Annotated in this window: 17 protein-coding genes and 2 tRNA genes; 1 reads left to right on the top strand and 18 read right to left on the bottom strand. The window is 58.6% G+C overall.

The window, feature by feature from the left end:
• Positions 1–9: 9 nt before the first annotated feature.
• From infB to rlmE, 11 genes are all read right to left on the bottom strand, one after another.
• Positions 10–2,697, bottom strand: coding sequence for a translation initiation factor IF-2 (gene infB, locus A15D_RS04315; RefSeq protein ID WP_022985313.1), 2,688 nt, complete (start codon positions 2,695–2,697; stop codon positions 10–12).
• Between the two features lie 64 nt (positions 2,698–2,761).
• Complete coding sequence (gene nusA, locus A15D_RS04320; protein ID WP_022985314.1) at positions 2,762–4,264, bottom strand: transcription termination factor NusA; 1,503 nt, start codon at positions 4,262–4,264, stop codon at positions 2,762–2,764.
• Positions 4,265–4,299: 35 nt separating this feature from the next.
• Complete coding sequence (gene rimP, locus A15D_RS04325; RefSeq protein WP_102790913.1) at positions 4,300–4,755, bottom strand: ribosome maturation factor RimP; 456 nt, start codon at positions 4,753–4,755, stop codon at positions 4,300–4,302.
• Positions 4,756–4,955: 200 nt separating this feature from the next.
• Positions 4,956–5,032 (bottom strand) — tRNA-Met (locus A15D_RS04330).
• Positions 5,033–5,294: 262 nt separating this feature from the next.
• Positions 5,295–5,380 (bottom strand) — tRNA-Leu (locus tag A15D_RS04335).
• A gap of 14 nt (positions 5,381–5,394) precedes the next feature.
• Complete coding sequence (gene secG / locus A15D_RS04340; RefSeq protein ID WP_102790914.1) at positions 5,395–5,835, bottom strand: preprotein translocase subunit SecG; 441 nt, start codon at positions 5,833–5,835, stop codon at positions 5,395–5,397.
• Positions 5,836–5,862: 27 nt separating this feature from the next.
• Entirely contained in the window at positions 5,863–6,609 is a 747-nt protein-coding gene (gene tpiA, locus A15D_RS04345; protein WP_102790915.1) for a triose-phosphate isomerase, read from the bottom strand.
• Between the two features lie 106 nt (positions 6,610–6,715).
• Positions 6,716–8,050: a phosphoglucosamine mutase gene (glmM, locus tag A15D_RS04350; RefSeq protein WP_102790916.1), complete on the bottom strand. Its 1,335-nt coding sequence runs from the start codon at positions 8,048–8,050 to the stop codon at positions 6,716–6,718.
• Positions 8,050–8,895, bottom strand: coding sequence for a dihydropteroate synthase (gene folP / locus A15D_RS04355; RefSeq protein WP_233192063.1), 846 nt, complete (start codon positions 8,893–8,895; stop codon positions 8,050–8,052). Before folP ends, glmM begins: the two co-directional genes overlap by 1 nt.
• Before the next feature lie 175 nt (positions 8,896–9,070).
• Entirely contained in the window at positions 9,071–10,978 is a 1,908-nt protein-coding gene (ftsH, locus tag A15D_RS04360; RefSeq protein WP_102790917.1) for an ATP-dependent zinc metalloprotease FtsH, read from the bottom strand.
• Between the two features lie 133 nt (positions 10,979–11,111).
• Positions 11,112–11,738, bottom strand: a complete 627-nt coding sequence (gene rlmE, locus A15D_RS04365; RefSeq protein WP_022985321.1) for a 23S rRNA (uridine(2552)-2'-O)-methyltransferase RlmE — start codon at positions 11,736–11,738, stop codon at positions 11,112–11,114.
• 292 nt (positions 11,739–12,030) lie between these two features.
• Between rlmE and A15D_RS04370 the strand changes: the two genes are divergently transcribed.
• Complete coding sequence (locus tag A15D_RS04370; RefSeq protein WP_022985322.1) at positions 12,031–12,345, top strand: YhbY family RNA-binding protein; 315 nt, start codon at positions 12,031–12,033, stop codon at positions 12,343–12,345.
• 101 nt (positions 12,346–12,446) lie between these two features.
• Here A15D_RS04370 and greA read toward each other — a convergent pair whose 3' ends face one another.
• The 7 genes from greA to dnaK form a co-directional block, all read right to left on the bottom strand.
• A complete protein-coding gene (greA, locus tag A15D_RS04375) occupies positions 12,447–12,923 on the bottom strand; it encodes a transcription elongation factor GreA (RefSeq protein WP_031226429.1) in 477 nt (158 codons plus the stop codon).
• Positions 12,924–12,987: 64 nt separating this feature from the next.
• The gene (carB, locus tag A15D_RS04380; RefSeq protein WP_102790918.1) at positions 12,988–16,206 is read right to left on the bottom strand and encodes a carbamoyl-phosphate synthase large subunit; all 3,219 of its coding nucleotides are present in this window, start codon (positions 16,204–16,206) and stop codon (positions 12,988–12,990) included.
• A 72-nt stretch (positions 16,207–16,278) separates the two neighbouring features.
• Positions 16,279–17,403, bottom strand: a complete 1,125-nt coding sequence (carA, locus tag A15D_RS04385; protein WP_022985325.1) for a glutamine-hydrolyzing carbamoyl-phosphate synthase small subunit — start codon at positions 17,401–17,403, stop codon at positions 16,279–16,281.
• Between the two features lie 302 nt (positions 17,404–17,705).
• Positions 17,706–18,533 (bottom strand): 4-hydroxy-tetrahydrodipicolinate reductase, encoded by an 828-nt coding sequence (gene dapB, locus A15D_RS04390; RefSeq protein WP_102790938.1) that lies wholly within the window; start codon positions 18,531–18,533, stop codon positions 17,706–17,708.
• A 73-nt stretch (positions 18,534–18,606) separates the two neighbouring features.
• Positions 18,607–19,764, bottom strand: coding sequence for a hypothetical protein (locus A15D_RS04395; RefSeq protein ID WP_233192065.1), 1,158 nt, complete (start codon positions 19,762–19,764; stop codon positions 18,607–18,609).
• A gap of 306 nt (positions 19,765–20,070) precedes the next feature.
• A complete protein-coding gene (gene dnaJ, locus A15D_RS04400; protein ID WP_022985328.1) occupies positions 20,071–21,201 on the bottom strand; it encodes a molecular chaperone DnaJ in 1,131 nt (376 codons plus the stop codon).
• 86 nt (positions 21,202–21,287) lie between these two features.
• Positions 21,288–23,213, bottom strand: a complete 1,926-nt coding sequence (dnaK, locus tag A15D_RS04405; protein WP_022985329.1) for a molecular chaperone DnaK — start codon at positions 23,211–23,213, stop codon at positions 21,288–21,290.
• Positions 23,214–23,408: the final 195 nt, after the last annotated feature.

A 23,408-nucleotide genomic window follows, 5' to 3' on the forward strand; every position in this document is an offset into this window, starting at 1 on the left:
GCACGCCCCTTACAGGGAGCGCGCCACCTCCTTCACTTCGAAGACCTCGATCTTGTCGCCTTCCTTCACGTCGTTGTAGCTCTTCACGGCAATACCACATTCCATGCCGTTGCGAACTTCCGGCACGTCGTCCTTGAAACGACGCAGGGATTCCAGCTCGCCTTCGAAGATCACCACATCGTCGCGCAGAACGCGGATCGGGCGGTTTCGGTACAGGGTACCTTCGATCACCATACAACCGGCCACGGCACCGAACTTGGAAGAACGGAACACGTCGCGGACCTGGGCAGTACCCAGAATCTCTTCGCGTTTCTCCGGTGCCAGCAAGCCGCTCATGGCCTGCTTCACATCGTCGATCAGCTCATAGATCACGCTGTAGTAACGCAGGTCGATACCTTCCTGCTCACACAGCTTCTTGGCCTTGGAATCGGCACGAACATTGAAGCCCAGCAGTACCGCTTCACTGGTCATGGCCAGGTTTACATCGGATTCGTTGATCGCACCCACGCCGGCAGCAACCAGGTTCACCTTCACTTCGTCGGTGCCCAGATCATGGAGGGCACCCTGCAGTGCTTCCAGAGAACCACGAACATCCGTCTTGAGGACGATGTTCACGGTGCTGGCTTCGGCGCCACCCATGTTGGCAAACAGGTTTTCCAGTTTGGAAGCCTGCTGACGCTTGAGCTTCACATCGCGGTCGCGCTCCTGACGGAACTCGGCCACTTCACGGGCCTTGCGCTCGTCGGACACCACCTGAACCTGTTCACCCGCTTCCGGTGCACCGTCCAGACCCAGCACTTCCACCGGAATGGAAGGACCGGCACTCTTGATGGGTTGGCCATTCTCATCAGCCATGGCACGGACGCGGCCGAAGTGGGCCCCCGCCAGCAGCATGTCGCCGATATTCAGTTGACCGGCCTGCACCAGGATAGAGGCCACGGTACCGCGACCTTTCTCAATACGGGATTCGATCACTACACCGGTCGCCGGGCCAGTGGCAGAGGCCTCCAGCTCAAGCAGTTCGGATTGCAGCTGGATGGCATCCAGCAGCTCATCAACACCCTCACCGGTATGGGCAGAGACGTTAATGAACTGGTAGTCACCGCCCCACTCTTCCGGGATCACGTCCTTGGCCGCCAGCTCGTTCTTCACACGATCCGGATCAGCCTGTTCCTTGTCGATCTTGTTGACCGCAATGATGATCGGCGCACCAGACGCTTTCGCGTGGTTGACTGCTTCTTCGGTCTGCGGCATGACACCGTCATCCGCCGCCACCACGATGATGACGATATCCGTAGCCTTGGCACCACGGGCACGCATGGCCGTAAAGGCGGCGTGACCCGGGGTATCCAGGAAGGTAATCATGCCCTTCTCGTGGTCCACGTGGTACGCACCGATATGCTGGGTAATACCACCCGCCTCACCGGCCGCTACCTTGGCCTTACGAATGTAATCCAGCAGAGAGGTCTTGCCGTGGTCAACGTGGCCCATAATGGTCACGACCGGCGCGCGCTGAGACAGCTCGGCACCGTCACGGTTAACCATGGTTGCCAGGTGATCTTCCAGTACCTCTTCTTCACCCTTGCCGGCAACGGCCTTGTGGCCCATTTCTTCTACCAGCAGGATGGCGGTTTCCTGGTCGATATGTTGATTCACGGTGGCCATTTCGCCCATCTTCATCAAGGACTTGATCAGTTCCTTGGACTTGATGTTCAAGCGTTGGGCGAGATCGCCTACGGTAATGGTTTCCGGGACTTCAACTTCCAGAATCTTTTTCTCCGTCGGGGCTTTGAATCCGTGCGCCTTGTTCATGGAGCTCTTCATCTGACCATGAGCAACACCGGCAGCCTTCGGCTTGCGACGACGACGACGGGACTGACGCTCTTCACGCTGATAGCTGGCCTCCTGGGCCGCCACCACGATGGAAGAACCATCGTCCACTTCCTCTTCTTTCTTCTCGGGCTGGTCGCCACGCTGCTCCAGTTCGGCAGCGATGCGGGCCGCTTCTTCAGCGGTGCGACGGGCAGCCTCTTCCTCGGCCTTTTTACGGGCTTCGGATTCTTGCTTACGCTTGGCTTCTTCTGCCTCACGCTGCTTTTTCTCTTCCTCTTCGCGCTTGGCCTTTTCTTCCGGCGTTTCTTCTTTGGCCGGTTTCTTGGCTGCTGCAGTCTTCGGCACAGCAACGCGCTTGGCCTTCTCTTCCGCTGCTTTTTCTTCAGCTGCCTTGCGGTCAACTTCTGCAGCGGCCTTGGCCTCTTCCTCTTTCTTGCGGGCGACTTCTTCTTCCGCCTGACGCTTGGCAGCTTCTTCTGCCTCGCGTTTTTCCTGTTCGGCCTTCAATGCAGCCTCTTCAGCCGCTTTGCGCTCGGCTTCCTCGCGGGCTTCCGCTTCCAGCACTTCACGCTTCACGTAGGTGCGTTTCTTGCGCACTTCCACGTTTACGGTCTTGGCTTTACCCGCCGCACCGGTGGTCTTGATGGTACTGGTGGACTTGCGCTTGAGGGTGATTTTCTTGCCCTCAGGTTCCGCGGCACCATGAGACTTGCGCAGATGCGCCAGCAGCTGCTGCTTCTGTTCACCGGAGACCTCTTCGCTGGCGTCCCCATGAGGCAAGCCCGCTTCCTTCATTTGAGAAAGCAATTTCTCAACGGGCATACCTACGGTTTCGGCCAGTTTCTTTACGGTCGTTTCTGCCATGTCAGCAACACTCTCCTGTCCGCTCTATGGTGCCTGCACTGCCTCAGCCGGAAAAATACGGCTGTTATTCCCCGTCTTCGTTCTCGAACCAGGGAGCCCGGGCGGTCATGATCAGTTGCGCAGCGCGCTCCTCATCCAGGCCTTCAATTTCGAGCAGGTCATCCACCGCCTGTTCGGCGAGATCTTCCATCGTGACGATGCCACGGGAAGCCAGTTCCACAGCCAACTCACGGTCCATACCTTCCATACTCAGAAGGTCGTCCGCAGGCTCGGCTTGTTCAAATTTCTCTTCAGATACCAGTGCCTTGGTCAGCAGGGCATCTTTGGCACGCTGGCGAAGGGCTTCGACGATATCCTCGTCAAACCCGTCAATAGCGAGCATCTCTTCTTCCGGCACATAGGCCACCTCTTCCAGCGTGGAAAAGCCTTCTTCCACGAGCACGCCGGCGATATCTTCGTCCACGTCCAGCTCGTTCATAAAGGTTTCCAGCGCCTGAGCAGCTTCTTCCTGCTGCTTGTTCTCGGCGTCGTCCAGCGTCATCACGTTCAGTTCCCAGCCAGTCAGCTCGGAAGCAAGACGGATGTTCTGGCCACTACGGCCGATGGCCTGTGCCAGCGCGGATTCATCTTCCACCGCGATATCCATGGCGTGGCTTTCTTCGTCCATCACAATGGACGCCACTTCCGCCGGCTGCATGGCATTGATGACCAGCTGTGCCGGGTTGTCGTCCCACAGGACGATATCGATACGCTCACCAGCCAACTCGTTGGAGACCGCCTGAACACGCGCACCGCGCATACCCACACAGGCGCCCACCGGGTCGATCCGCTGATCGTTGGTCTTCACCGCAATCTTGGCGCGAGAACCCGGATCGCGGGCAGCGCCCTTGATCTCAATCAGCTCTTCACCGATTTCCGGCACTTCGATTTTGAACAGCTCGATCAGCATTTCCGGGCAGGCACGGCTGGCAAACAGCTGCGGACCACGGTTTTCTTCGTTCACACCCAGCAAGTAGGCGCGAATGCGATCGTTCTGACGCACCGCTTCACGGGGAATCATGTGCTCACGCGTAATCAGCGCTTCTGCGTTACCGCCCAGGTCCAACACGATGGAATCACGGTTGGCCTTCTTCACGGTGCCGCTGACCAGATCACCAATACGGTCACGATATTCTTCAATGATCTGGCGACGCTCGGCTTCACGGACCTTCTGAACAATCACCTGCTTGGCAGTCTGGGCCGCAATACGACCGAATGCTTCGGACTCGATCTCTTCTTCCCAGGTGTCGCCGATCTGCAGGGAGGTATCCTGCTCGTGGGCTTCATCCAGCGTCAGCTGCTTGCCGAATTCATACAGATCTTCGTCGGGCACCACATGCCAGACACGGAAGGTGCGGGAATCGCCGGAAACACGGTCGATGTCCACACGGATTTCCACGTCTTCTTCCTTAAAACGCTTCTTGGTTGCCGCCGCGAGAGCCAGTTCAATAGCCTCGAAAATTACATCGCGGCTAACGCCCTTCTCGTTTGAAACGGTTTCCGCTACCAGCAGGATCTCTTTGTTCATGGCCAGGCCTTTACAAAGACAAGGTTCTCTCAGGCTTAATCGAAGCGCGGCTGAAGCCGGGCACGATCAACCTGACCGTAAGGAATACGCAGGGTTTCGCCATCCAGCTCCACCACCAGCGTTTCGCCATCCACAGCCACAATGGCTGCGGTCAATTTGCGCTTGCCTGCCACCGGTGCCAGCAGCTTGAGCTGGACATCTTCACCGATGTAGTCGGCATATTGCGCAAGTTCAAACATGGGACGATCCATGCCCGGAGAGGACACTTCCAGGTTGTACTCCCCGGAAATTGGATCTTCCACATCCAGCACGCCGCTGATCTCGTGACTCACCGCCGCACAGTTATCTACCGTAATGCCGTCTTCATGATCGATAAACACACGCACAACAGCCCCGCGCCCCTGGATGTATTCCACACCCCAAAGCACGAAGCCGAGATCTTCCACTACCGGTGCAAATAGCGCCGTTAACTGTTCTACGCGTTTCGACATGCCTTTTCCGACATTACTCCCGAAGAAATGGTTGCTTCAGGTACAAACAAAAAATGGGCCTGGGGACATCACCGACGACTGCAGGACAACACGCAACCGACCGCACATCCACCGCCCATTCCACTGTCGCGGATAACAAAAAGCCCCTGCTAGAGGGGCTTTTTGTCCGCTTTGAATCAGCCGAAGCTGATCCTTCTAAGTGGTAGCGGGGGCAGGATTTGAACCTACGACCTTCGGGTTATGAGCCCGACGAGCTACCAGACTGCTCCACCCCGCAATAAACCTTGTGCCCTTTAAAGCCCGATGCACCAGGGCTCTGGTTCAGTATTCTGAACCCGTGATCTGCTGCGCCTGTGGACGCTGCAAATCACCTCAAAACCGAGCGCAAATACTACTTATGGAGCGCTACGCTGTCAAGGAGACTTCGTGAAAAAAGTATTTATTTTTCGAAGCCTTAGCATCAGGAAAAGCCGCTTAACCTGATGCTTTCTTGACCAGATGGAGACATTGAAATTCAGTGCCACCCACCTTTCCCAAATTGGTGCCGAAGGCCGGACTTGAACCGGCACGAGCGAAGCTCACTACCCCCTCAAGATAGCGTGTCTACCAATTCCACCACTTCGGCAAAGAACGCTTAACTTACTGCGCCGGCTGAGGCACCTCAGCCGGGGACGCGGATTCTACATCAGCTTGTGGCTGTTCTGAAACTTCTTTTTCAGAATTCTCACCAGCAACCGCAGGAACCTCTGTCGCCGCTGCAGGCACTTCCGCCTGATCCGCCGGCGCAGGGACATCCGCCTGCTCTTCGATAGTTTCCAGCTCAGGCAGATAGGTACGCGCCCCTTCTGCCTCCTGGCGTGCCATCCAGGCCAACACCAGGCTGGTCACGAAGAACACCACCGCCAACACGGCAGTAGCCCGTGTCAGGAAATTGGCTGAACCCGCGCTGCCAAACACAGTCTGGGAGCCACCACCACCGAATGAAGCGCCAGCATCGGCACCCTTGCCATGCTGAATCAGGACCAGACCAATCAGGCCCAGGGCCGCCAGCACATGTACTACGTGAACGACGATATCCATAGTTACTCTATATTTTCATTGGTTCCGCTATTCCGCCGCCTGGCAGATAGCAAGAAAACTGTCGGCAGTTAACGATGCCCCACCAATCAGACCCCCATCGATGTCTGACTGGGCAAACAGAAGGGCGGCATTATCCGCCTTTACACTGCCGCCGTAAAGCAACGGCAGGGAAGCGGCAATATCCGCACTGTACGACGCCACCGTTTGGCGCAGTGTAGCGTGCACTTCCTGTGCCTGCTCCGGGCTGGCCGTCATGCCAGTACCGATGGCCCAGACCGGCTCGTAGGCGACGACGGCTCGGGCAAACGCCTCAATCCCTGCCGCATCGATCACTGCCTGCAACTGCCCGCACACTACCGCCTCGGTCTTGCCCGCCTCCCGCTCTTCGAGGGTCTCGCCGACACAGAGAATTGGCACCAGCCCTTCTGTCTGTGCACGAGCAAACTTCGCCGCGATCAATGCATCGGTTTCGCCATACAGGGCGCGCCGCTCGGAATGCCCGATAATCACATACCCACAACCCGCACCGGCCAGCATCGAGGCAGACACCTCACCGGTATAGGCCCCTTCTTCCTGATCGCTCAGGTTCTGTGCCCCGATGGCAATATGGCTGGCAAATGCCTGCCTGGCCTGGGCCAGATAAGGAAACGGCGGGCAGACCACCATCTGCGCCGCACCGTCATATCCCGCCAGGGCCGCCGCCATACCTTCAACCAGGGAAGGATCACCATTCATCTTCCAGTTGCCGGCAACGAGCGGTGTTCTTTTGTTCATGTGTATTCCTTAATTACCCGGCGACACAGATTGCGCCGCACTTCCCCGGCACACAGAGTGCCAGCCTGATCATTACGCGAGCCGTCCACCTCGACGCCAGCCACCCTTAGGCGATGGCGCCCTCTACGACATCCGCCAGCTCGCGGCAGAGCGTTTCTACCTGTTCGGAATCCTTGCCTTCAATCATGACCCGCACCAGCGGCTCCGTGCCGGAAGGACGCAGCAAAATACGACCATTCCCCGCAAGTTTTGCCTCGGCATCGGCCACCGCGGCCTTGACCGCCGGCAGCGCCTCAAAGCCATCGCGATTGGGCCCGCGCACGTTGATCATCACCTGCGGCAGCATCGCCACATCGGCCACCGCCTCGGCCAGGCTATCGCCCCGACGGGCCAGGGCCGCCAACACCTGCAAGGCAGAGACGGTGCCGTCACCGGTAGAGGTGCGATCCAGACAGACCAGATGCCCCGAGGACTCACCGCCAATCAACCAGCCGCGCTGATCCAGCTGCTCCATCACATAGCGATCACCGACCTTGGCGCGTACAAATTCCACACCAAGCGTCTTGAGCGCCAACTCCAACCCAAAATTGGTCATCAGGGTGCCAACCACACCCTCGACCGCCTCGCCGCTCTCCTTGCGATCACGGGCGATCACATACAGAAGCTGATCACCATCTACCAACTTGCCTGTGTGATCCACCATGATCAGGCGGTCCGCATCGCCATCCAGGGCAATCCCCAAGTCCGCCTTTTCCGCAACTACCCTTTCCTGCAGCTGCTCGGGATGAGTAGAACCGCACTCACGGTTGATATTGAATCCATCCGGCTGATGAGCAATGGCGATCACTTCCGCTCCAAGCTCTTCCAGCACCGCCGGCGCGATGTGGTACGCCGCCCCGTTAGCGGTATCCACCACCACTTTCATGCCTTTCAAATCCAACCCAGGCGTGGTGCTTTTGCAGAACTCGATGTAGCGGCCACGAGCATCATCAATACGACGTACCTTGCCGATCTGATCAGTAGCCACCACCGACATTTCCTCATCGAGCAGCTTCTCGATCTCCTGCTCAATCGCATCGTTGAGCTTGCGACCGTCCGGACCAAAAAACTTGATCCCGTTATCGGTATAGGCATTGTGTGAAGCCGAGATCACGATCCCAGCCTGGGCAGACAAAGTACGAGTCAGATAGGCAATCCCCGGGGTCGGCAGGGGCCCCAGCAACCGCACATCGATCCCCGCCGCAGAGATACCCGCCTCCAGGGCAGACTCGAACATATACCCGGAAATGCGGGTATCCTTGCCGATCAAAATCTTGCTGCCACCGCGTGCCGCCAGTACCTTACCGGCCGCCCAACCGAGCTTGAGCACAAAATCCGGGGTAATCGGAAACTGCCCCACCGTGCCGCGCACGCCATCTGTGCCGAAATATTTACGCGCCATCACTGCGACTCCTTTCCCGCTTCGCGGACCGCATGCGCAAAACGCACGGCATCCACGGTTTCCTTAACATCGTGGGCACGGACAATCCTGGCGCCGCGCTCCACACACATCACTGCAGCCGCCAGACTGCCCGGCAATCGCTCATTCACGTCCCGCCCCAATACCTTGCCAAACAGCGACTTGCGGGACACCCCTATCAGGATGGGGAATGCCAAGGACTGCAAGGCATCCATCTGCTGCATCAAGGTCAGATTATGCGCCATGGTCTTGGCAAAACCGAACCCCGGGTCCACCAACAGACGATCACGGGGAATCCCGGCCTGCACACACTCCCGCACTCGCGCCTCAAGAAACGCCACCACCTCGGCGGTGACATCCTCATAGCGAGGATCATCCTGCATGGTGCCCGGCTCTCCCAACATGTGCATCACACACACAGGCAGCCCCGTGGCCGCCGCCGCCGCCAGCGCCCCCGGACGCTGCAGCGAGCGCACATCATTGATCAACCCGGCGCCCACCGCCGCACTGTCACGAATCACCGCCGCAGTACTGGTATCCACAGACACCAGCGCATCCAGCTCCCGCGCCAACGCTTCAACAATGGGTACCACGCGATCCAGCTCTTCCTGCTCGGTCACCGGCGCCGCACCGGGCCGGGTGGATTCGCCCCCCACATCAATGATGGCGGCCCCGTCAGCCAGCATGCGCTCAGCCTGGCGCAACGCCGCATCACGCTCGTTAAAGCGGCCACCGTCAGAAAAGGAGTCGGGAGTCACGTTGAGGATCCCCATCACCACGGGGGCTGACAGATCCAGCGTGCGGGCGCCACAGGGCAGTCGGGTCATCGCAAAGCAACCAGAAGATTCATCAATGGAATATTACGGAGCCTGCCGCCTGAATACAGGCCAATGCAACAGGTCATACGCAATGAAATGCGCCTTATTTATCGTTTTGGGAACTGTAAAGGATCAGAAACAACAACGCCGTGCGCCAACCCGTGACGCACGGCGTGTTTATCTATCAATGGTTGTTGGCAGGGCCGCCGATGGCGTCGTCACCCGGCTTTGGATCACCGGTCGCCGCAGCACCATTGCCCGGTCCCTGATCACGCCAGTCTTTCGGCGGGCGCGGCTTGTGACCCGACATGATGTCATCAATCTGATCCGCATCGATGGTCTCGTACTGCATCAGAGCATCCGCCATCAGGTCCAGCTTGTCCCGGTTATCTTCCAGAATCTGCTTGGCGCGGCCGTAGCAGCTGTCGATGATGGCGCGCACTTCACGGTCGATTTCTTCAGCCGTCTGCTCAGACATGGCCTTGCGCTGGGACATCTGCTTGCCGAGGAACACTTCACCTTCTTCTTCCTCGTAAGCCAGTGGGCCCAGTTTTTCGCTCAAGCCCCACTTGGTCACCATGGCACGGGCCAGCTTGGTGGCACGCTCAATATCGTTGGACGCACCCGTCGTAACCCCATCAAAGCCCAGCGTCATCTCTTCCGCCAGACGGCCGCCGTACAAGGAGCAAATGGAGGATTCCAATGCCCGCTTGGACTGGGAATATTTGTCCTCTTCCGGCAGGTACATGGTCACACCCAGGGCGCGGCCACGAGGAATAATGCTCACCTTGTAAACCGGATCATGCTCAGGCACCAAGCGCCCTACGATGGCATGGCCGGCCTCGTGGTAAGCCGTATTCAGTTTTTCTTTCTCGTTCATGACCATGGAGCGACGTTCAGCACCCATCAGGATCTTGTCCTTGGCCTTCTCGAACTCTTCCATGGAGACCATGCGCTTGTTGGCACGGGCCGCGAACAAGGCTGCCTCATTGACCAGATTGGCCAGATCAGCACCGGAGAAACCGGGGGTACCGCGAGCAATCAGGCTGGCATCCACGTCATCGGCAATCGGCACCTGCCGCATGTGGACTTTCAACACCTGCTCACGACCACGGATATCCGGAAGCGGCACGGTAACCTGACGGTCAAAACGGCCCGGGCGAAGCAGCGCAGGGTCGAGCACATCCGGACGGTTGGTGGCAGCAATAACGATGATGCCTTCATTACCATCAAAACCGTCCATCTCAACCAGCAACTGGTTCAAGGTCTGTTCACGCTCATCATGCCCGCCACCGAGGCCGGCGCCACGAGAGCGGCCCACCGCATCAATTTCATCAATGAAGATAATGCAGGGTGAATGCTTCTTGGCCTGCTCGAACATGTCCCGTACCCGGCTGGCACCGACACCCACGAACATTTCCACAAAGTCAGAACCTGAGATGCTGAAGAACGGCACCTTGGCTTCACCCGCAATAGCCTTGGCCAACAAGGTCTTACCGGTACCCGGAGAGCCCACCATCAGCACACCCCGGGGGATCTTGCCGCCCAGGCGCTGGAACTTGGCCGGGTCACGCAGAAACTCCACCAGCTCCTGCACTTCTTCCTTCGCTTCTTCCACGCCAGCCACATCGGCAAAGGTGGTCTTGATCTGGTCTTCACCCAGCAGCTTGGCCTTGGATTTACCAAAGGTCATGGGGCCACCGCCTCCCTTGCCGCCACCCTGCATCTGACGCATGAAGAAGATAAAGATGGCCAGAATCAGGAGGATCGGCAGCACAGACAGGAACAGACGCATCAGGAAGCTGTCGCGCTTGGGTTCGGTCCCTTTCACCTCGACACCGTTCTGGATCAGGGTCGGCATCAGGTTGGTGTCCAGGGTCGGCGGCTTGATCGTGGAGAACCGGCTACCATCACTGTAGGTGCCGGAAATATCACTCTCACCGATGGTCACCGCCTGCACACCGCCGCTTTCCACCCGGGAAATAAAGGTGGAATAAGGGATGTCGCTATTGGCAGGCTGGTTGCTGATGCTGGATGCCACTACATAAAGCACGCCGGCAATTACCAGCCACAGCACAATATTCTTGGTCATGTCGTTCAAGGGAGACCTCGATCAATTCCTGGCGCATCTGCGCACACTTGCGAACCTGTACCTTACACCATTTATCAATGGCAGCGTAATGCCGGTTCGGACAGCAAAAAGCCGGTTTTACAGCTTTTACGCTCTACTTCAGGCCCACCGCCAACTGGTAAACCTCGGTGGATCGGGCACGGCTTGCGGCCGGCTTGCGGGTAATCACCTTGCGAAAGCGTGATTGCAGGGCGCGGCGGTACTCCTCGAACCCCTCTCCCTGGAATACCTTGACCAGAAACAGGCCATTGGGTTCCAGCACCCGCTCCGCCATCTCCAGCGCCAATTCCGCCAGATACATGGCTCGCGGCTGATCCACACCACTGTTACCACTCATATTGGGGGCCATATCCGACATTACAAGGTCTACCTTGCGATCCCCCACCGCCGCCAGGATCTGCTCATAGACGTCATCTTCCCGGAAATCGCCTTGAATGAAGGTCACATCCGGCAGCGCATCCATGGCCAGGATGTCGCTGGCAATCACCGTCCCCTTGCCACCGATCAGCTGTCCGGCCACCTGGCTCCAGCCGCCAGGCGCCGCTCCCAGGTCCAGCACCGTCATGCCAGGCCGGAACAGCTTGTCCTTTTCGTGCATTTCCAACAGCTTGAAACTGGCACGGGACCGGTAACCCTGCTCCTGGGCCTTGGCCACCCACTGGTCACTGAAATGCTCCTTGAGCCAGCCCTTGCTGGATTTGGAGCGGCTGGATTTGGCCATGCAAAGAATCTCCTGCCTTTCGTAGGGTGGAAATCGGCAAATGCCGATCTCCGCCGGTATTTCGATTGCAATTATCATGGCGGAGATCGGCATTTGCCGATTTCCGCCCTACGCGACACGCCGTCTCAAGGTACGGGGCTCGGGTTGCGAAAACCCACCCTCCCACCGGAATGCCGGGGTTCCGATTTCGCCTTTCGCAACCCGAAACCCGTACCTCGCAACGTCCTCGCCCCTATACCCTCAGCCCGGTTGCTGTAGAATAGCGCACCACACTCATTCGGAGCCTACCACCGTGCCGCTATCTTCCCAGGACATCAAACGCCTTCGCCGCATTGGCCATCACCTGAAGGCCATCCTGATCATTGGCGACAAGGGTCTCACTGAAAGCGTCCAGGAAGAGCTCAACAGCCGCCTGGAAGATCACGAGCTGATGAAAGTGAAGGTCAACGCCGAAAACCGCGACGACCGGGCCGCCATCGTGCAGACCATGTGTGAACAGAGCGGCGCCGAGCTGATCCAGCGCATTGGCAACATCGCCCTGCTGTACCGGGCCGCCGAAAAGCCCAACCCCAAGCTCTCCAATCTGTTGCGCTACCAGAATACCTGATCGCAACACACCCGACCTGAGGCCCACGCCACCCGCGGGGCCAACAACAAAAAAGGCGACGTATCACGTCGCCTTTTTTGTTGCCTGCGGATCACCCGGGTTCAAATATGCTCGACCTTGTCGACCTCATATTCGTGGGTGCCGCCGGGGGTATCAATCTGCACCACATCACCCTCTTCCCGGCCGATCAGGCCACGGGCAATGGGAGAGTTCACACTCAGCTTGCCTTGCTTGATGTTCGCTTCATCGTCACCCACGATCTGGTAGACCTTCTCTTCATCGGTGTCCACATCGATGATGGTCACGGTGGTGCCGAAGATCACCTTGCCGGTGTTTTCCAGCTCAGTGATATCGATGATCTGGGCCGCCGACAGCTTGGATTCGATCTCGTTGATCCGCCCCTCACAGAACCCCTGCTGCTCGCGGGCAGCATGGTACTCGGCGTTTTCCTTCAGATCGCCGTGCTCGCGCGCTTCCGCAATGGCAGCAGAAATACGCGGGCGATCTTCTTTTTTCAGTTTTTCCAGTTCCGCACGCAGGGCCTTCGCCCCATTGGCGGTCATCGGTACGCGTTGCATAGTTTTCCTCGTCAATTCCATCGAATCGCCCGGAGCACTCAGCTCCGAGCGCTCCATGGGACGATTACTGCATTTCTGCGTGCAAATCCTGCAGACGACGCACGGTGGGCTCGCCGCTGATACCCAGCGCCTGACACACGGCGTGGGCCGCAGTGATGGTGGTGGTGTAGAACACCTTGTGCTGCAAAGCGGAGCGACGAATCGCAAAGGAATCGCGAATCGCCTGCTTGCCTTCAGTGGTGTTTACAATCAGGGCGATCTGGTCGTTCTTGATCATATCCACAATGTGCGGACGCCCTTCCAGTACCTTGTTCACTTCTTTTACTGCCAGCCCGGCATCAGCAATGACTTTGGCGGTGCCACGGGTCGCCACCAGATCGAAGCCGCGCTCGATCAGCATGCGCGCCACATCCACCGCGGCGGGCTTGTCCACCTCACGCACAGAAATAAAGGCAGTGCCTTTTTCCGGCATTTTCTCACCCGCACCCAGAGAGGCCTTGCCAAAGGCTTCGGCGAAGGTTGCGCCTACGCCCATTACCTCACCGGTAGACTTCATTTCCGGGCCAAGGATCGGATCCACTTTCGGGAACTTGGCAAACGGGAACACGGCTTCTTTCACGAAGTAGTGTTGCGGTTTGACCTCTTCGGTAAACCCTTGTTCCTTGAGGCTGACACCTGCCATACAGCGGGCGGCCACCTTGGCCAGGGAAGCACCAATACACTTGGACACGTACGGCACTGTTCGCGACGCACGGGGGTTCACTTCCAGAACATACACCTCGCCACCTTTGACGGCGAACTGCACGTTCATCAGACCGACCACACCCAACTCCAACGCCATGTCGCGGGACTGCTGACGCATCACGTTCTGCACGTCCTCATCCAGGGAGTACGGCGGCAGGGAACAGGCGGAGTCACCGGAGTGAACACCAGCCTGCTCGATATGCTGCATGATGCCGCCGATCACCACATCGGTGCCGTCGCAGATGGCATCCACATCCACTTCGATCGCGTCATCCAGGAAGCGGTCCAGCAGTACCGGCGAATCGTTGGACACCGACACGGCATTTAGCATGTAGTTACGCAGCTCGGCTTCGTTGTACACGATCTCCATGGCGCGACCACCCAGTACATAGGAGGGACGCACCACCAGCGGGTAACCAATTTCTTCTGCCAGGCGCACGCCATCCTCCAGAGAACGGGCGGTACGGTTCGGCGGCTGCTTCAGGCCAAGCTTGTTGACCATCTGCTGGAAGCGCTCGCGATCTTCCGCTTCATCGATGGCATCCGGCGGGGTACCGATGATCGGCACGCCAGCAGCCTGCAGGGCACGGGCCAGTTTCAGCGGAGTTTGACCGCCATACTGCACAATCACGCCCTTGGGTTTTTCTTTCGCCACGATGGCCAGCACGTCTTCGAGAGTAATCGGCTCGAAGAACAGACGATCAGAGGTGTCGTAGTCAGTGGACACGGTCTCCGGGTTACAGTTGACCATGATGGTCTCGTAACCGTCTTCGCGCATGGCGAACGCCGCGTGCACACAGCAGTAATCGAATTCGATACCCTGGCCGATACGGTTCGGGCCACCGCCGATAACCATGATCTTGTCACGGTCAGACGGATTCGCTTCGCACTCCTCGTCGTAGCTGGAGTACATGTACGCGGTATCCGTCGCGAACTCGGCCGCACAGGTATCAACACGCTTGTAGATCGGCAGCACATCCAGCTCTTCCCGCTTGCCGCGCACGTCCGATTCCTTGACGCCCAGCAACTGGGCCAGACGCGCATCCGAGAAGCCCTTGCGCTTGAAGCCGTAGAGGTTATCCCGATTCAGTCCCGAGAACGTCAGCGACACCGCCTGCTGTTCTGCCTTGATCAGATCTTCGATCTGCACCAGGAACCAGCGATCGATCTTGGTGATGTTGAACACGTCTTCCACGGTCATACCAACCCGGAAGGCATCGCCCACGACCCAGATCCGCTCCGGACCCGGCGTGGCCAGCATCTGTGCCACCTGTTCACGGGCATCCGGCGCCGCCGGATCTACCTTGGGATCAAAGCCGACCGAATCCGTTTCCAGGCCACGCAGGGCTTTCTGGCAGGATTCCTGGAAGTTACGGCCAATCGCCATCACTTCGCCCACAGACTTCATCTGGGTGGTCAGCACCGCATCCGCTTCGGCAAATTTTTCAAAGTTGAAGCGAGGGATCTTGGTAACAACGTAATCGATGGACGGCTCGAAAGAGGCCGGGGTCTTGCCACCGGTGATCTCGTTCTGCAGCTCGTCCAGGGTGTAGCCCACCGCCAGCTTGGCCGCCACCTTGGCAATCGGGAAACCGGTCGCCTTGGAGGCCAGCGCGGAAGAACGGCTCACCCGTGGGTTCATTTCGATCACCACCATGCGGCCGTTGTCCGGGTTTACCCCGAACTGCACGTTGGAGCCGCCGGTTTCCACACCGATCTCACGCAGTACCGCCAACGAGGCGTCCCGCATGATCTGGTATTCCTTGTCGGTGAGCGTCTGGGCCGGCGCCACAGTGATGGAGTCACCGGTGTGCACACCCATGGGATCGAAGTTCTCGATGGAACAAACGATGATGCAGTTGTCCTTTTTGTCGCGGACCACTTCCATCTCGTACTCTTTCCAGCCGAGCAGGGATTCGTCGATCAGCAGCTCATTGGTCGGTGAAAGATCCAGACCACGCTGACAGATTTCTTCAAACTCTTCGCGGTTGTAAGCCACCCCACCGCCGGAGCCACCCATGGTGAAGCTGGGACGGATGATGCAGGGGAAACCCAGCTCTTCCAGCGCCGCATTGGCCTCTTCCATGTTATGTGCAATGGCAGAACGCGGACACTCCAGGCCGATGGCTTTCATGGCCTTGTCAAAACGGGAGCGGTCTTCCGCCTTGTCGATGGCATCTTCGGTGGCGCCAATCATCTCGACACCAAATTTTTCCAGCACACCGTTGTGGTCCAGATCCAGCGCACAGTTCAGTGCCGTCTGACCGCCCATGGTGGGCAGCAGCGCATCCGGACGCTCTTTCTCGATGATCTTGGCGACCGTTTCCCAGGTGATCGGCTCGATGTAGGTGGCATCGGCCATGGCCGGGTCGGTCATGATGGTGGCCGGGTTGGAGTTCACCAGGATCACCCGGAACCCCTCTTCACGCAGGGCTTTACAAGCCTGCGCACCGGAGTAGTCAAACTCACAGGCCTGGCCGATCACGATCGGGCCAGCGCCAATGATGAGAATACTTTTGATGTCGGTTCTTTTAGGCATAGTTCGCTAACCGTCAGACGTATGTTGCGGTTGTCTTTGCGTCGGACGTCAGACGTCGGACGTCAGACGCTATTACTTGGCTTCCATCAACTCGATGAAGTGATCAAACAGCGGCGCACAGTCATGCGGCCCCGGGCTCGCTTCCGGATGCCCCTGGAAGCTGAACGCCGGCACGTCAGTGCGATGAATCCCCTGCAGAGTGCCATCGAACAGCGATACATGGGTCACCTTCAGGTTGTCCGGCAGGTTGTCCATGTCCACCGCAAAACCGTGGTTCTGGCTGGTGATCATTACGGTATCGTCATCCAGGGTTTTAACCGGATGGTTGGCGCCATGGTGGCCGGTGCCCATCTTGATGGTCTTTGCCCCGCTGGCCAGCGCCAGCAGCTGGTGGCCCAGGCAGATACCAAACACCGGTTTGCCAGTGGCAACGATGTCCTTGATCGCCGCGATGGCGTAGTCACAGGGCTCCGGATCACCCGGGCCGTTGGACAGGAAGATGCCATCGGGATTCATGGCCAACACGTCGGCAGCCGGGGTCTGCGCCGGCACCACGGTGAGCTTGCAGCCACGCTCCGCCAGCATCCGCAGAATGTTGCGTTTGACGCCGTAATCGTAGGCCACCACGTGGAAGCGAGCGTCTTTCTGCTCGGTGTGTCCGTTTTCCAGATCCCAGGTGGACTCCGTCCAGCTGTAGGATTCCTTGACGGTCACTTCCTTGGCCAGATCCATACCTTTCAGGCCGGGGAAACCCTTGGCCGCGTCGAGGGCTTTGGCCTCATCCAGGTTATCGCCGGCGATAATGCAGCCGTTCTGGGCGCCCTTGTCGCGCAGAATGCGGGTCAGGCGGCGGGTATCGATATCGGCGATAGCAACAATGTTGTTTTCACGCAGGTAGTCCGGCAGGGACTTTTCGCTACGCCAGTTGCTGACCGTCATGGCCAGATCGCGAATCACCAGGCCGGCGGCCCAGATTTGGCTGGACTCTTCGTCCTCGGCGGTCACACCGGTGTTGCCGATGTGGGGATAGGTCAGGGTCACAATCTGTTTGGCGTAGGAGGGATCCGTCAGGATCTCCTGGTAGCCGGTCATCGCGGTGTTAAACACCACTTCACCCACGGTTTCACCCGTGGCACCGATAGCAACACCCCGAAAGATGCTTCCGTCTTCGAGAGCGAGAATGGCGGGAACCGTCAACGCAACCTCCAGGCTGGCAGAAATAAAGGGAGATATGCGGCAGGGCACCGTGACCGGATACAGCTTTCCGGTCGCAAAAAAGCGAGATGGATTGCTCCACCTCGCTTTTTCGTGAAATTCTTCATTCGTGTGCCCCGCACGCCCATCACGGGCTGCGCGCCATTTTAGGGCTTTGGAGAACAAATGTCACCCTCAAAGCCGCCGGCACACGACGAGCTGCAGGAAAGGCCTCCGTGGGAGCTTGCCTGCAAGCGATAATCGCCTGCAGGCAGGCTCCCACGATCGATTTTGGCTCGACCCTCTTAGCCCTTGCCCCAGCCCGCCGAATCACCGGCAAGACCCAATACGTCCTGCATATCGAACAGCCCCTTGTCCTGACCGCCCAACCAGGCCGCGGCCCGCACCGCACCACGGCCAAAGGCCATGCGGCTGGAAGCTTTGTGGGTAATCTCTACCCGTTCGCCATCGGCAGCGAACAGTACCGTATGATCCCCAACGATATCGCCGGCACGAATGGTCTCGAAACCGATGGTCTGGCGGTCACGCTCGCCGGTGCGACCTTCGCGGCCGTAGACCGCCACATCCTTGAGGTTACGCCCCAGGGTCTGGGCCACCACTTCGCCCATGCGCAGGGCGGTACCGGAAGGGGCATCGATCTTGTGACGGTGGTGAGCCTCGATCACTTCGATATCCACCTCGTCCTGCAACACCGCAGCCGCCGTTTCCAGCAGCTTGAAGCACAGGTTCACACCAATGGAGTAGTTAGGGGCGTAGCAAATGGCGATCTCTTCGCTGGCCGCACGCAGGCCCGCGATCTGCCCGTCATCCAGGCCCGTGGTGCCGATAACCAGCTTCGTACCCGCCGCACGACACACCTCAATATTCTTTACGGTAGCTTCCGGCACGGTGAAATCGATGAACACATCCGCATCGTTAACCACTGCCGCCAGGTCATCCGCCAACGCCACACCCGCATTACCCTGCCCCACCAGCTCTCCGGCATCGGCGCCAATCAGGCTGGACCCGGGCACATCCACCGCTGCCGCCAGAGTGGTATCCGGGTTGGCAAGAGTTGCCTCAATAAGAATACGGCCCATGCGTCCGGCAGCGCCGATAATGCCTACTTTCATGCTGAATTCCTTGAACATCGCACCGGGCAGCAACTGCTCAACCACACAGCCCCGCCAATATTGTGAAAGGCGGCTAGTCTACCAGAAAGGGGGGCTGATTCACTGCGTAGAGGTTGCGATCCTCCTTCTCCATGAACTTGCGGCGCTTGCGGTCAAAGCGCTTGAAACTCATGCCGCTGGTCTGCCAGGCCTGGATTTCCTTCAGGCGCTTGCGAGCATAGGCCCGATCCAGCCATTCCATGGAAAAACGGGCAGGCAACTGTGCCGCCAGCATCAATTGCGCCAGCGCCTGCTGCGCCTGATCGCCCTGGTAGGTGTAAAGCAGACTATTGGCATACTCATAGCGCACAATGGCCAGATCCGGCACCTGCTCCACCGATACCTCGAACGGGCGGATCGCATCCTGACTGTCGGCCGCCAGGGTCAGCCGCCCTGCCGCCTTGCCCACCCGCCGCAGCACATTAGCTTCGAAGGCGGCGCTCAGCGACAGCGCCAAGGGGTGCTGCGGTTCTACCGCCAGCATCTCTGTGGCCGCATTGATAACCATGGCAGCATAGTTGCGCTGCAGGGTGGCCGGCACCGATTCATCCTCGGCCAACCTCGCCACCGCGTAGCCAAAACCGAGCCGCATCATGCAGTAATCCGACTGCATGCCCTTATCCCCCGGCAACACAGGCGCATTACGGCCGAACCACTCCATCTCGTTAATCACTTCCTGAAGCAATTGCTGCTTCTGGGTGTGGGTCGGCGCCAGATAGGTGGCGTAGACGATTTGCGCCACCACCGCAGGCACCCGGGCATAGCCCCCATAGCGCCGCCCAAGATCCCGGGCGTGACGCAGATCACCGCGAAAAAAGGCCTGCCAGACCTCCAGCACATTGCGACTGTGCTGCTGCCAATCATCATCCTGATAGCGCAGATCACGATACAGGGCCGGGAAACGCTGATAGCGGGACTGAAGGTACTCTGCAGACGGATAGGGCAACTGCAACCCACGCATGAAGGTCGCCCAGTGTTCGCGGATCTCGTCGTAGGTATAGGTGTAAGGCGCCTGATCGAAGGGTACTGACACCCAGACCCCATTAATGACAGCATCCTCCAGCGGCAAGGGGGCTCGCTGGGAAAAGGTTTCCTCCACCCGCTGGTAAGCCTGATCCACAGGCGCCGCCGAAAGAGAAACCGGAAACATCAGGATCGCCCCCAGCATCCATGCCAGTCGCCACGCACCCATAACTGCCTCGATATTTGTTGTTGTTTTTTATGCAGAATATAGCAGCGAACAGAAGCGGGACAATGAACCCGGTCAATTTTCATACTATCGGCTGAGCCCGTACCGGAACGCCTCCACACAGTGGATCGTCCCTGCGGGAGTGGTCGTCAGACCACCAAAAGGGCCGCCTCCCCACCACCATCACCCTTTGCTGTCGCCCACCCGGCTTTTTGCGTTATGGCTCCTCATGCCCCCCCGGTTCGTCGGCACAAAAAAAGCGGAGCCGGTTGCCCGGCTCCGCTTTTCCCGATTCACTGACCACCACACTTACTTGGTGTCGAAGAACCGTTTCACGCCTTCAAACCAGCTGCTCTTGCGCGGGTTATGACGATCGCCACCGTTTTCCAGCGAATCCTGGAACTGACGCAGCAGGTCTTTCTGCTCACTGGACAGCTTCACCGGCGTTTCGATCACCACCTTGCAAAGCAGATCCCCGGGGGCGCCCCCCCGCACAGAGGTCACACCCTTGCCGCGCAGACGGAACATTTTTCCGCTCTGGGTTTCGGCCGGCACTTTCAGCTTTACCTTGCCGTTCAGGGTCGGCACATCCAGCTCACCACCGAGAGTGGCATCCACAAAGCTGACCGGCACCTCGCAATAGAGATTGGTGCCATCACGCTGGAAGATGTCGTGTTCGCGTACCGCTACCTGAACGTAAAGGTCTCCGGACGGCGCACCGTGCATCCCCGCCTCGCCCTCGCCAGCCAGACGAATGCGATCACCGGTATCGACACCGGCCGGAATCTTCACAGACAGGGTCTTGGTGTTCTGCACCCGGCCCTGGCCACCACAACTGCCGCAAGGGTCCTTGATGATCTGACCTTCGCCCTTACAGGTCGGGCAAGCTTGCTGCACTGTGAAAAAGCCCTGCTGCATGCGCACCTGACCAGCACCACCACAGGTGGTACAGGTCACCGGCTGCGAGCCTTCCTTTGCCCCGGAGCCATGACAGACGCCGCAGCTATCCCAGGTGGGCACACGAATCTTTTCTTCGCAGCCTCGCACCGCCTGTTCCAGCGTCAACTCCAGGGTATAACGCAGATCGGCACCACGGGCCGGGCCACGACGGCCACCGCCGCCGCCACCACCAAAAATATCACCGAAGATATCGCCAAAAATATCGCCAAAGCCGCCAGCACCGCCGCCACCGAAACCGCCAGCGCCGCCCTGACCATTCACACCGGCATGGCCGAACTGGTCGTAAGCCGCACGTTTCTGCTCATCGGCGAGGACTTCGTAGGCTTCCTTGGCTTCCTTGAATTTGGCCAATGCCTCTTCATCATCCGGATTACGGTCCGGATGGTATTTCATCGCCAGTCGGCGATAAGCTTTTTTCAGATCCTGCTGGCTGACATCCTTGGACACCCCCAGCACTTCGTAATAATCGCGTTTGGACATATACAGGTCCGTATTCTGGGCTCAAACCACGACGCCGGGCAGGGCCCGGCGTCGTTCGTCTGACGTCAACGTCCGACGCCTTTCGCTTACTTCTTCTTGTCGTCGTCGACTTCTTCGAACTCCGCGTCGACAACGTCATCACCCGCCTTTTGCTGACCCGCGTCGGCATCAGCGGCGCCTTCGGCTTGCTGGGCCTGCTCGGCATACAGCTTCTGGGCCAGCGGTGCAGACACTTCAGACAGCGCCTTGATCTTGGCTTCGATGTCGTCCTTGTCGCTGCCCTTGGCGGCTTCTTCCAGTTCGTCACAGGCCTTGGTGATGGACTCTTTCTCTTCGTCCGTGGCCTTGTCGCCCGCTTCGTCGAGGGTCTTGCGAGTCGCGTGCACCAGATGGTCGGCCTGGTTGCGAGTCTGCACCAGCTCTTCGAACTTCTTGTCTTCGTCCGCGTGCGCTTCGGCATCCGCGACCATTTGATCGATCTCTTCATCGGACAGACCGGAAGAGGCCTTGATCTGAATGGACTGCTCTTTGCCAGTGGCCTTGTCTTTCGCGCTAACGTGCAGGATACCGTTGGCATCGATATCGAAGGTCACTTCGATCTGCGGCATGCCACGAGGGGCCGGCGGAATGTCTTCCAGGTTGAACTGACCCAGAGACTTGTTCTGCCCGGCCTGCTTACGCTCACCCTGCAGCACATGCACAGTCACAGCCGTCTGGTTGTCGTCTGCGGTGGAGAACACCTGCGACGCATTGGTCGGGATGGTGGTGTTCTTCTCGATCAGCGGAGTCATCACGCCACCCATGGTTTCGATACCCAGGGTCAGCGGCGTCACGTCCAGCAGCAGTACGTCAGTTACATCGCCGCTCAGTACCGCACCCTGAATGGCCGCACCCATGGCAACCGCTTCATCCGGGTTCACGTCCTTGCGCGGCTCTTTGCCGAAGAACTCGGCCACTTTCTTCTGCACCATCGGCATACGGGTCTGACCACCCACCAGGATCACATCGGTGATCTCGGCACCGCTCACACCGGCGTCTTTCAGCGCGGTCTTGCAGGGCTCCAGGGAACGGGTCACCAGATCGCCCACCAGAGACTCGAGCTTGGCGCGGGTCAACTTCACCACCAAATGCTTGGGACCGGTGGCATCGGCAGTGATGTACGGCAGGTTCACTTCCGTCTGCTCACTGGAAGACAGCTCGATCTTGGCTTTCTCGGCGGCTTCTTTCAGGCGCTGCATGGCCAGCGGATCGCCACCCAGATCGATACCGGAATCTTCCTTGAACTGGGCCGCCAGATAGTTGATCACGGCCAGGTCAAAGTCCTCACCACCCAGGAAGGTGTCACCATTGGTGGCCAGCACTTCAAACTGGTGCTCGCCATCCACTTCGGCAATCTCGATGATGGAAATATCGAAGGTACCACCACCCAGGTCGTATACCGCGATGGTGCGGTCGCCGCCCTTCTTGTCCATACCGTAGGCCAGGGCCGCAGCAGTGGGTTCGTTGATGATACGCTTCACATCCAGACCGGCGATGCGACCGGCATCCTTGGTGGCCTGACGCTGGGAATCGTTGAAGTAAGCCGGCACGGTGATAACGGCCTCGGTGACGGTCTCACCCAGGTAATCTTCCGCGGTCTTCTTCATCTTTTTCAGCACTTGCGCAGAGATCTGCGGCGGCGCCATCTTTTCGCCCTTCACTTCCACCCAGGCGTCACCGTTGTCGGCCTTGGCAATCTTGTAAGGGACCATCTTGATGTCTTTCTGAACCACATCGTCTTCAAAACGACGACCGATCAGACGCTTCACCGCGTACAGGGTGTTTTCCGGGTTGGTCACGGCCTGACGCTTGGCAGCCTGACCGACCAGGGTTTCCTTGTCGTCGGTGTACGCGATGATGGAAGGCGTCGTACGGGCGCCTTCGCTGTTCTCGATAACCTTGGCCTTGTCGCCTTCCAGTACCGCCACACAGCTGTTGGTCGTACCCAGGTCAATACCGATAATCTTGCCCATGTGTCTCTTTCTCCTTCACACCACCCGAATCCCTTTCGGCGATTCGGTCAGTTGAACTTGTTAACTCGTCTGGCTCCTATATGGCGGTGCTTTCTGCCAATTCAAGGGAGCGTGAAGATTTTGTTTATTGCCATTTTTAGCGGGTCGGACGTCGGACGTCGGACGTCAAAACCCCAAAACCGGCCGAACAGGGCG

The sequence above is a fragment of the Alcanivorax sp. MD8A genome (genome assembly GCF_002888555.1).
Lineage (GTDB): Bacteria > Pseudomonadota > Gammaproteobacteria > Pseudomonadales > Alcanivoracaceae > Alcanivorax.

Excerpts from the sequence above, each read along its gene's own strand:
- infB (WP_022985313.1), bottom strand. The coding sequence starts at position 2,697 with ATGGCAGAAACGACCGTAAAGAAACTGGCCGAAACCGTAGGTATGCCC.
- nusA (WP_022985314.1), bottom strand. The coding sequence starts at position 4,264 with ATGAACAAAGAGATCCTGCTGGTAGCGGAAACCGTTTCAAACGAGAAG.
- rimP (WP_102790913.1), bottom strand. The coding sequence starts at position 4,755 with ATGTCGAAACGCGTAGAACAGTTAACGGCGCTATTTGCACCGGTAGTG.
- secG (WP_102790914.1), bottom strand. The coding sequence starts at position 5,835 with ATGGATATCGTCGTTCACGTAGTACATGTGCTGGCGGCCCTGGGCCTG.
- tpiA (WP_102790915.1), bottom strand. The coding sequence starts at position 6,609 with ATGAACAAAAGAACACCGCTCGTTGCCGGCAACTGGAAGATGAATGGT.
- glmM (WP_102790916.1), bottom strand. The coding sequence starts at position 8,050 with ATGGCGCGTAAATATTTCGGCACAGATGGCGTGCGCGGCACGGTGGGG.
- folP (WP_233192063.1), bottom strand. The coding sequence starts at position 8,895 with ATGACCCGACTGCCCTGTGGCGCCCGCACGCTGGATCTGTCAGCCCCC.
- ftsH (WP_102790917.1), bottom strand. The coding sequence starts at position 10,978 with ATGACCAAGAATATTGTGCTGTGGCTGGTAATTGCCGGCGTGCTTTAT.
- rlmE (WP_022985321.1), bottom strand. The coding sequence starts at position 11,738 with ATGGCCAAATCCAGCCGCTCCAAATCCAGCAAGGGCTGGCTCAAGGAG.
- greA (WP_031226429.1), bottom strand. The coding sequence starts at position 12,923 with ATGCAACGCGTACCGATGACCGCCAATGGGGCGAAGGCCCTGCGTGCG.
- carB (WP_102790918.1), bottom strand. The coding sequence starts at position 16,206 with ATGCCTAAAAGAACCGACATCAAAAGTATTCTCATCATTGGCGCTGGC.
- dapB (WP_102790938.1), bottom strand. The coding sequence starts at position 18,533 with ATGAAAGTAGGCATTATCGGCGCTGCCGGACGCATGGGCCGTATTCTT.
- A15D_RS04395 (WP_233192065.1), bottom strand. The coding sequence starts at position 19,764 with ATGGGTGCGTGGCGACTGGCATGGATGCTGGGGGCGATCCTGATGTTT.
- dnaJ (WP_022985328.1), bottom strand. The coding sequence starts at position 21,201 with ATGTCCAAACGCGATTATTACGAAGTGCTGGGGGTGTCCAAGGATGTC.
- dnaK (WP_022985329.1), bottom strand. The coding sequence starts at position 23,213 with ATGGGCAAGATTATCGGTATTGACCTGGGTACGACCAACAGCTGTGTG.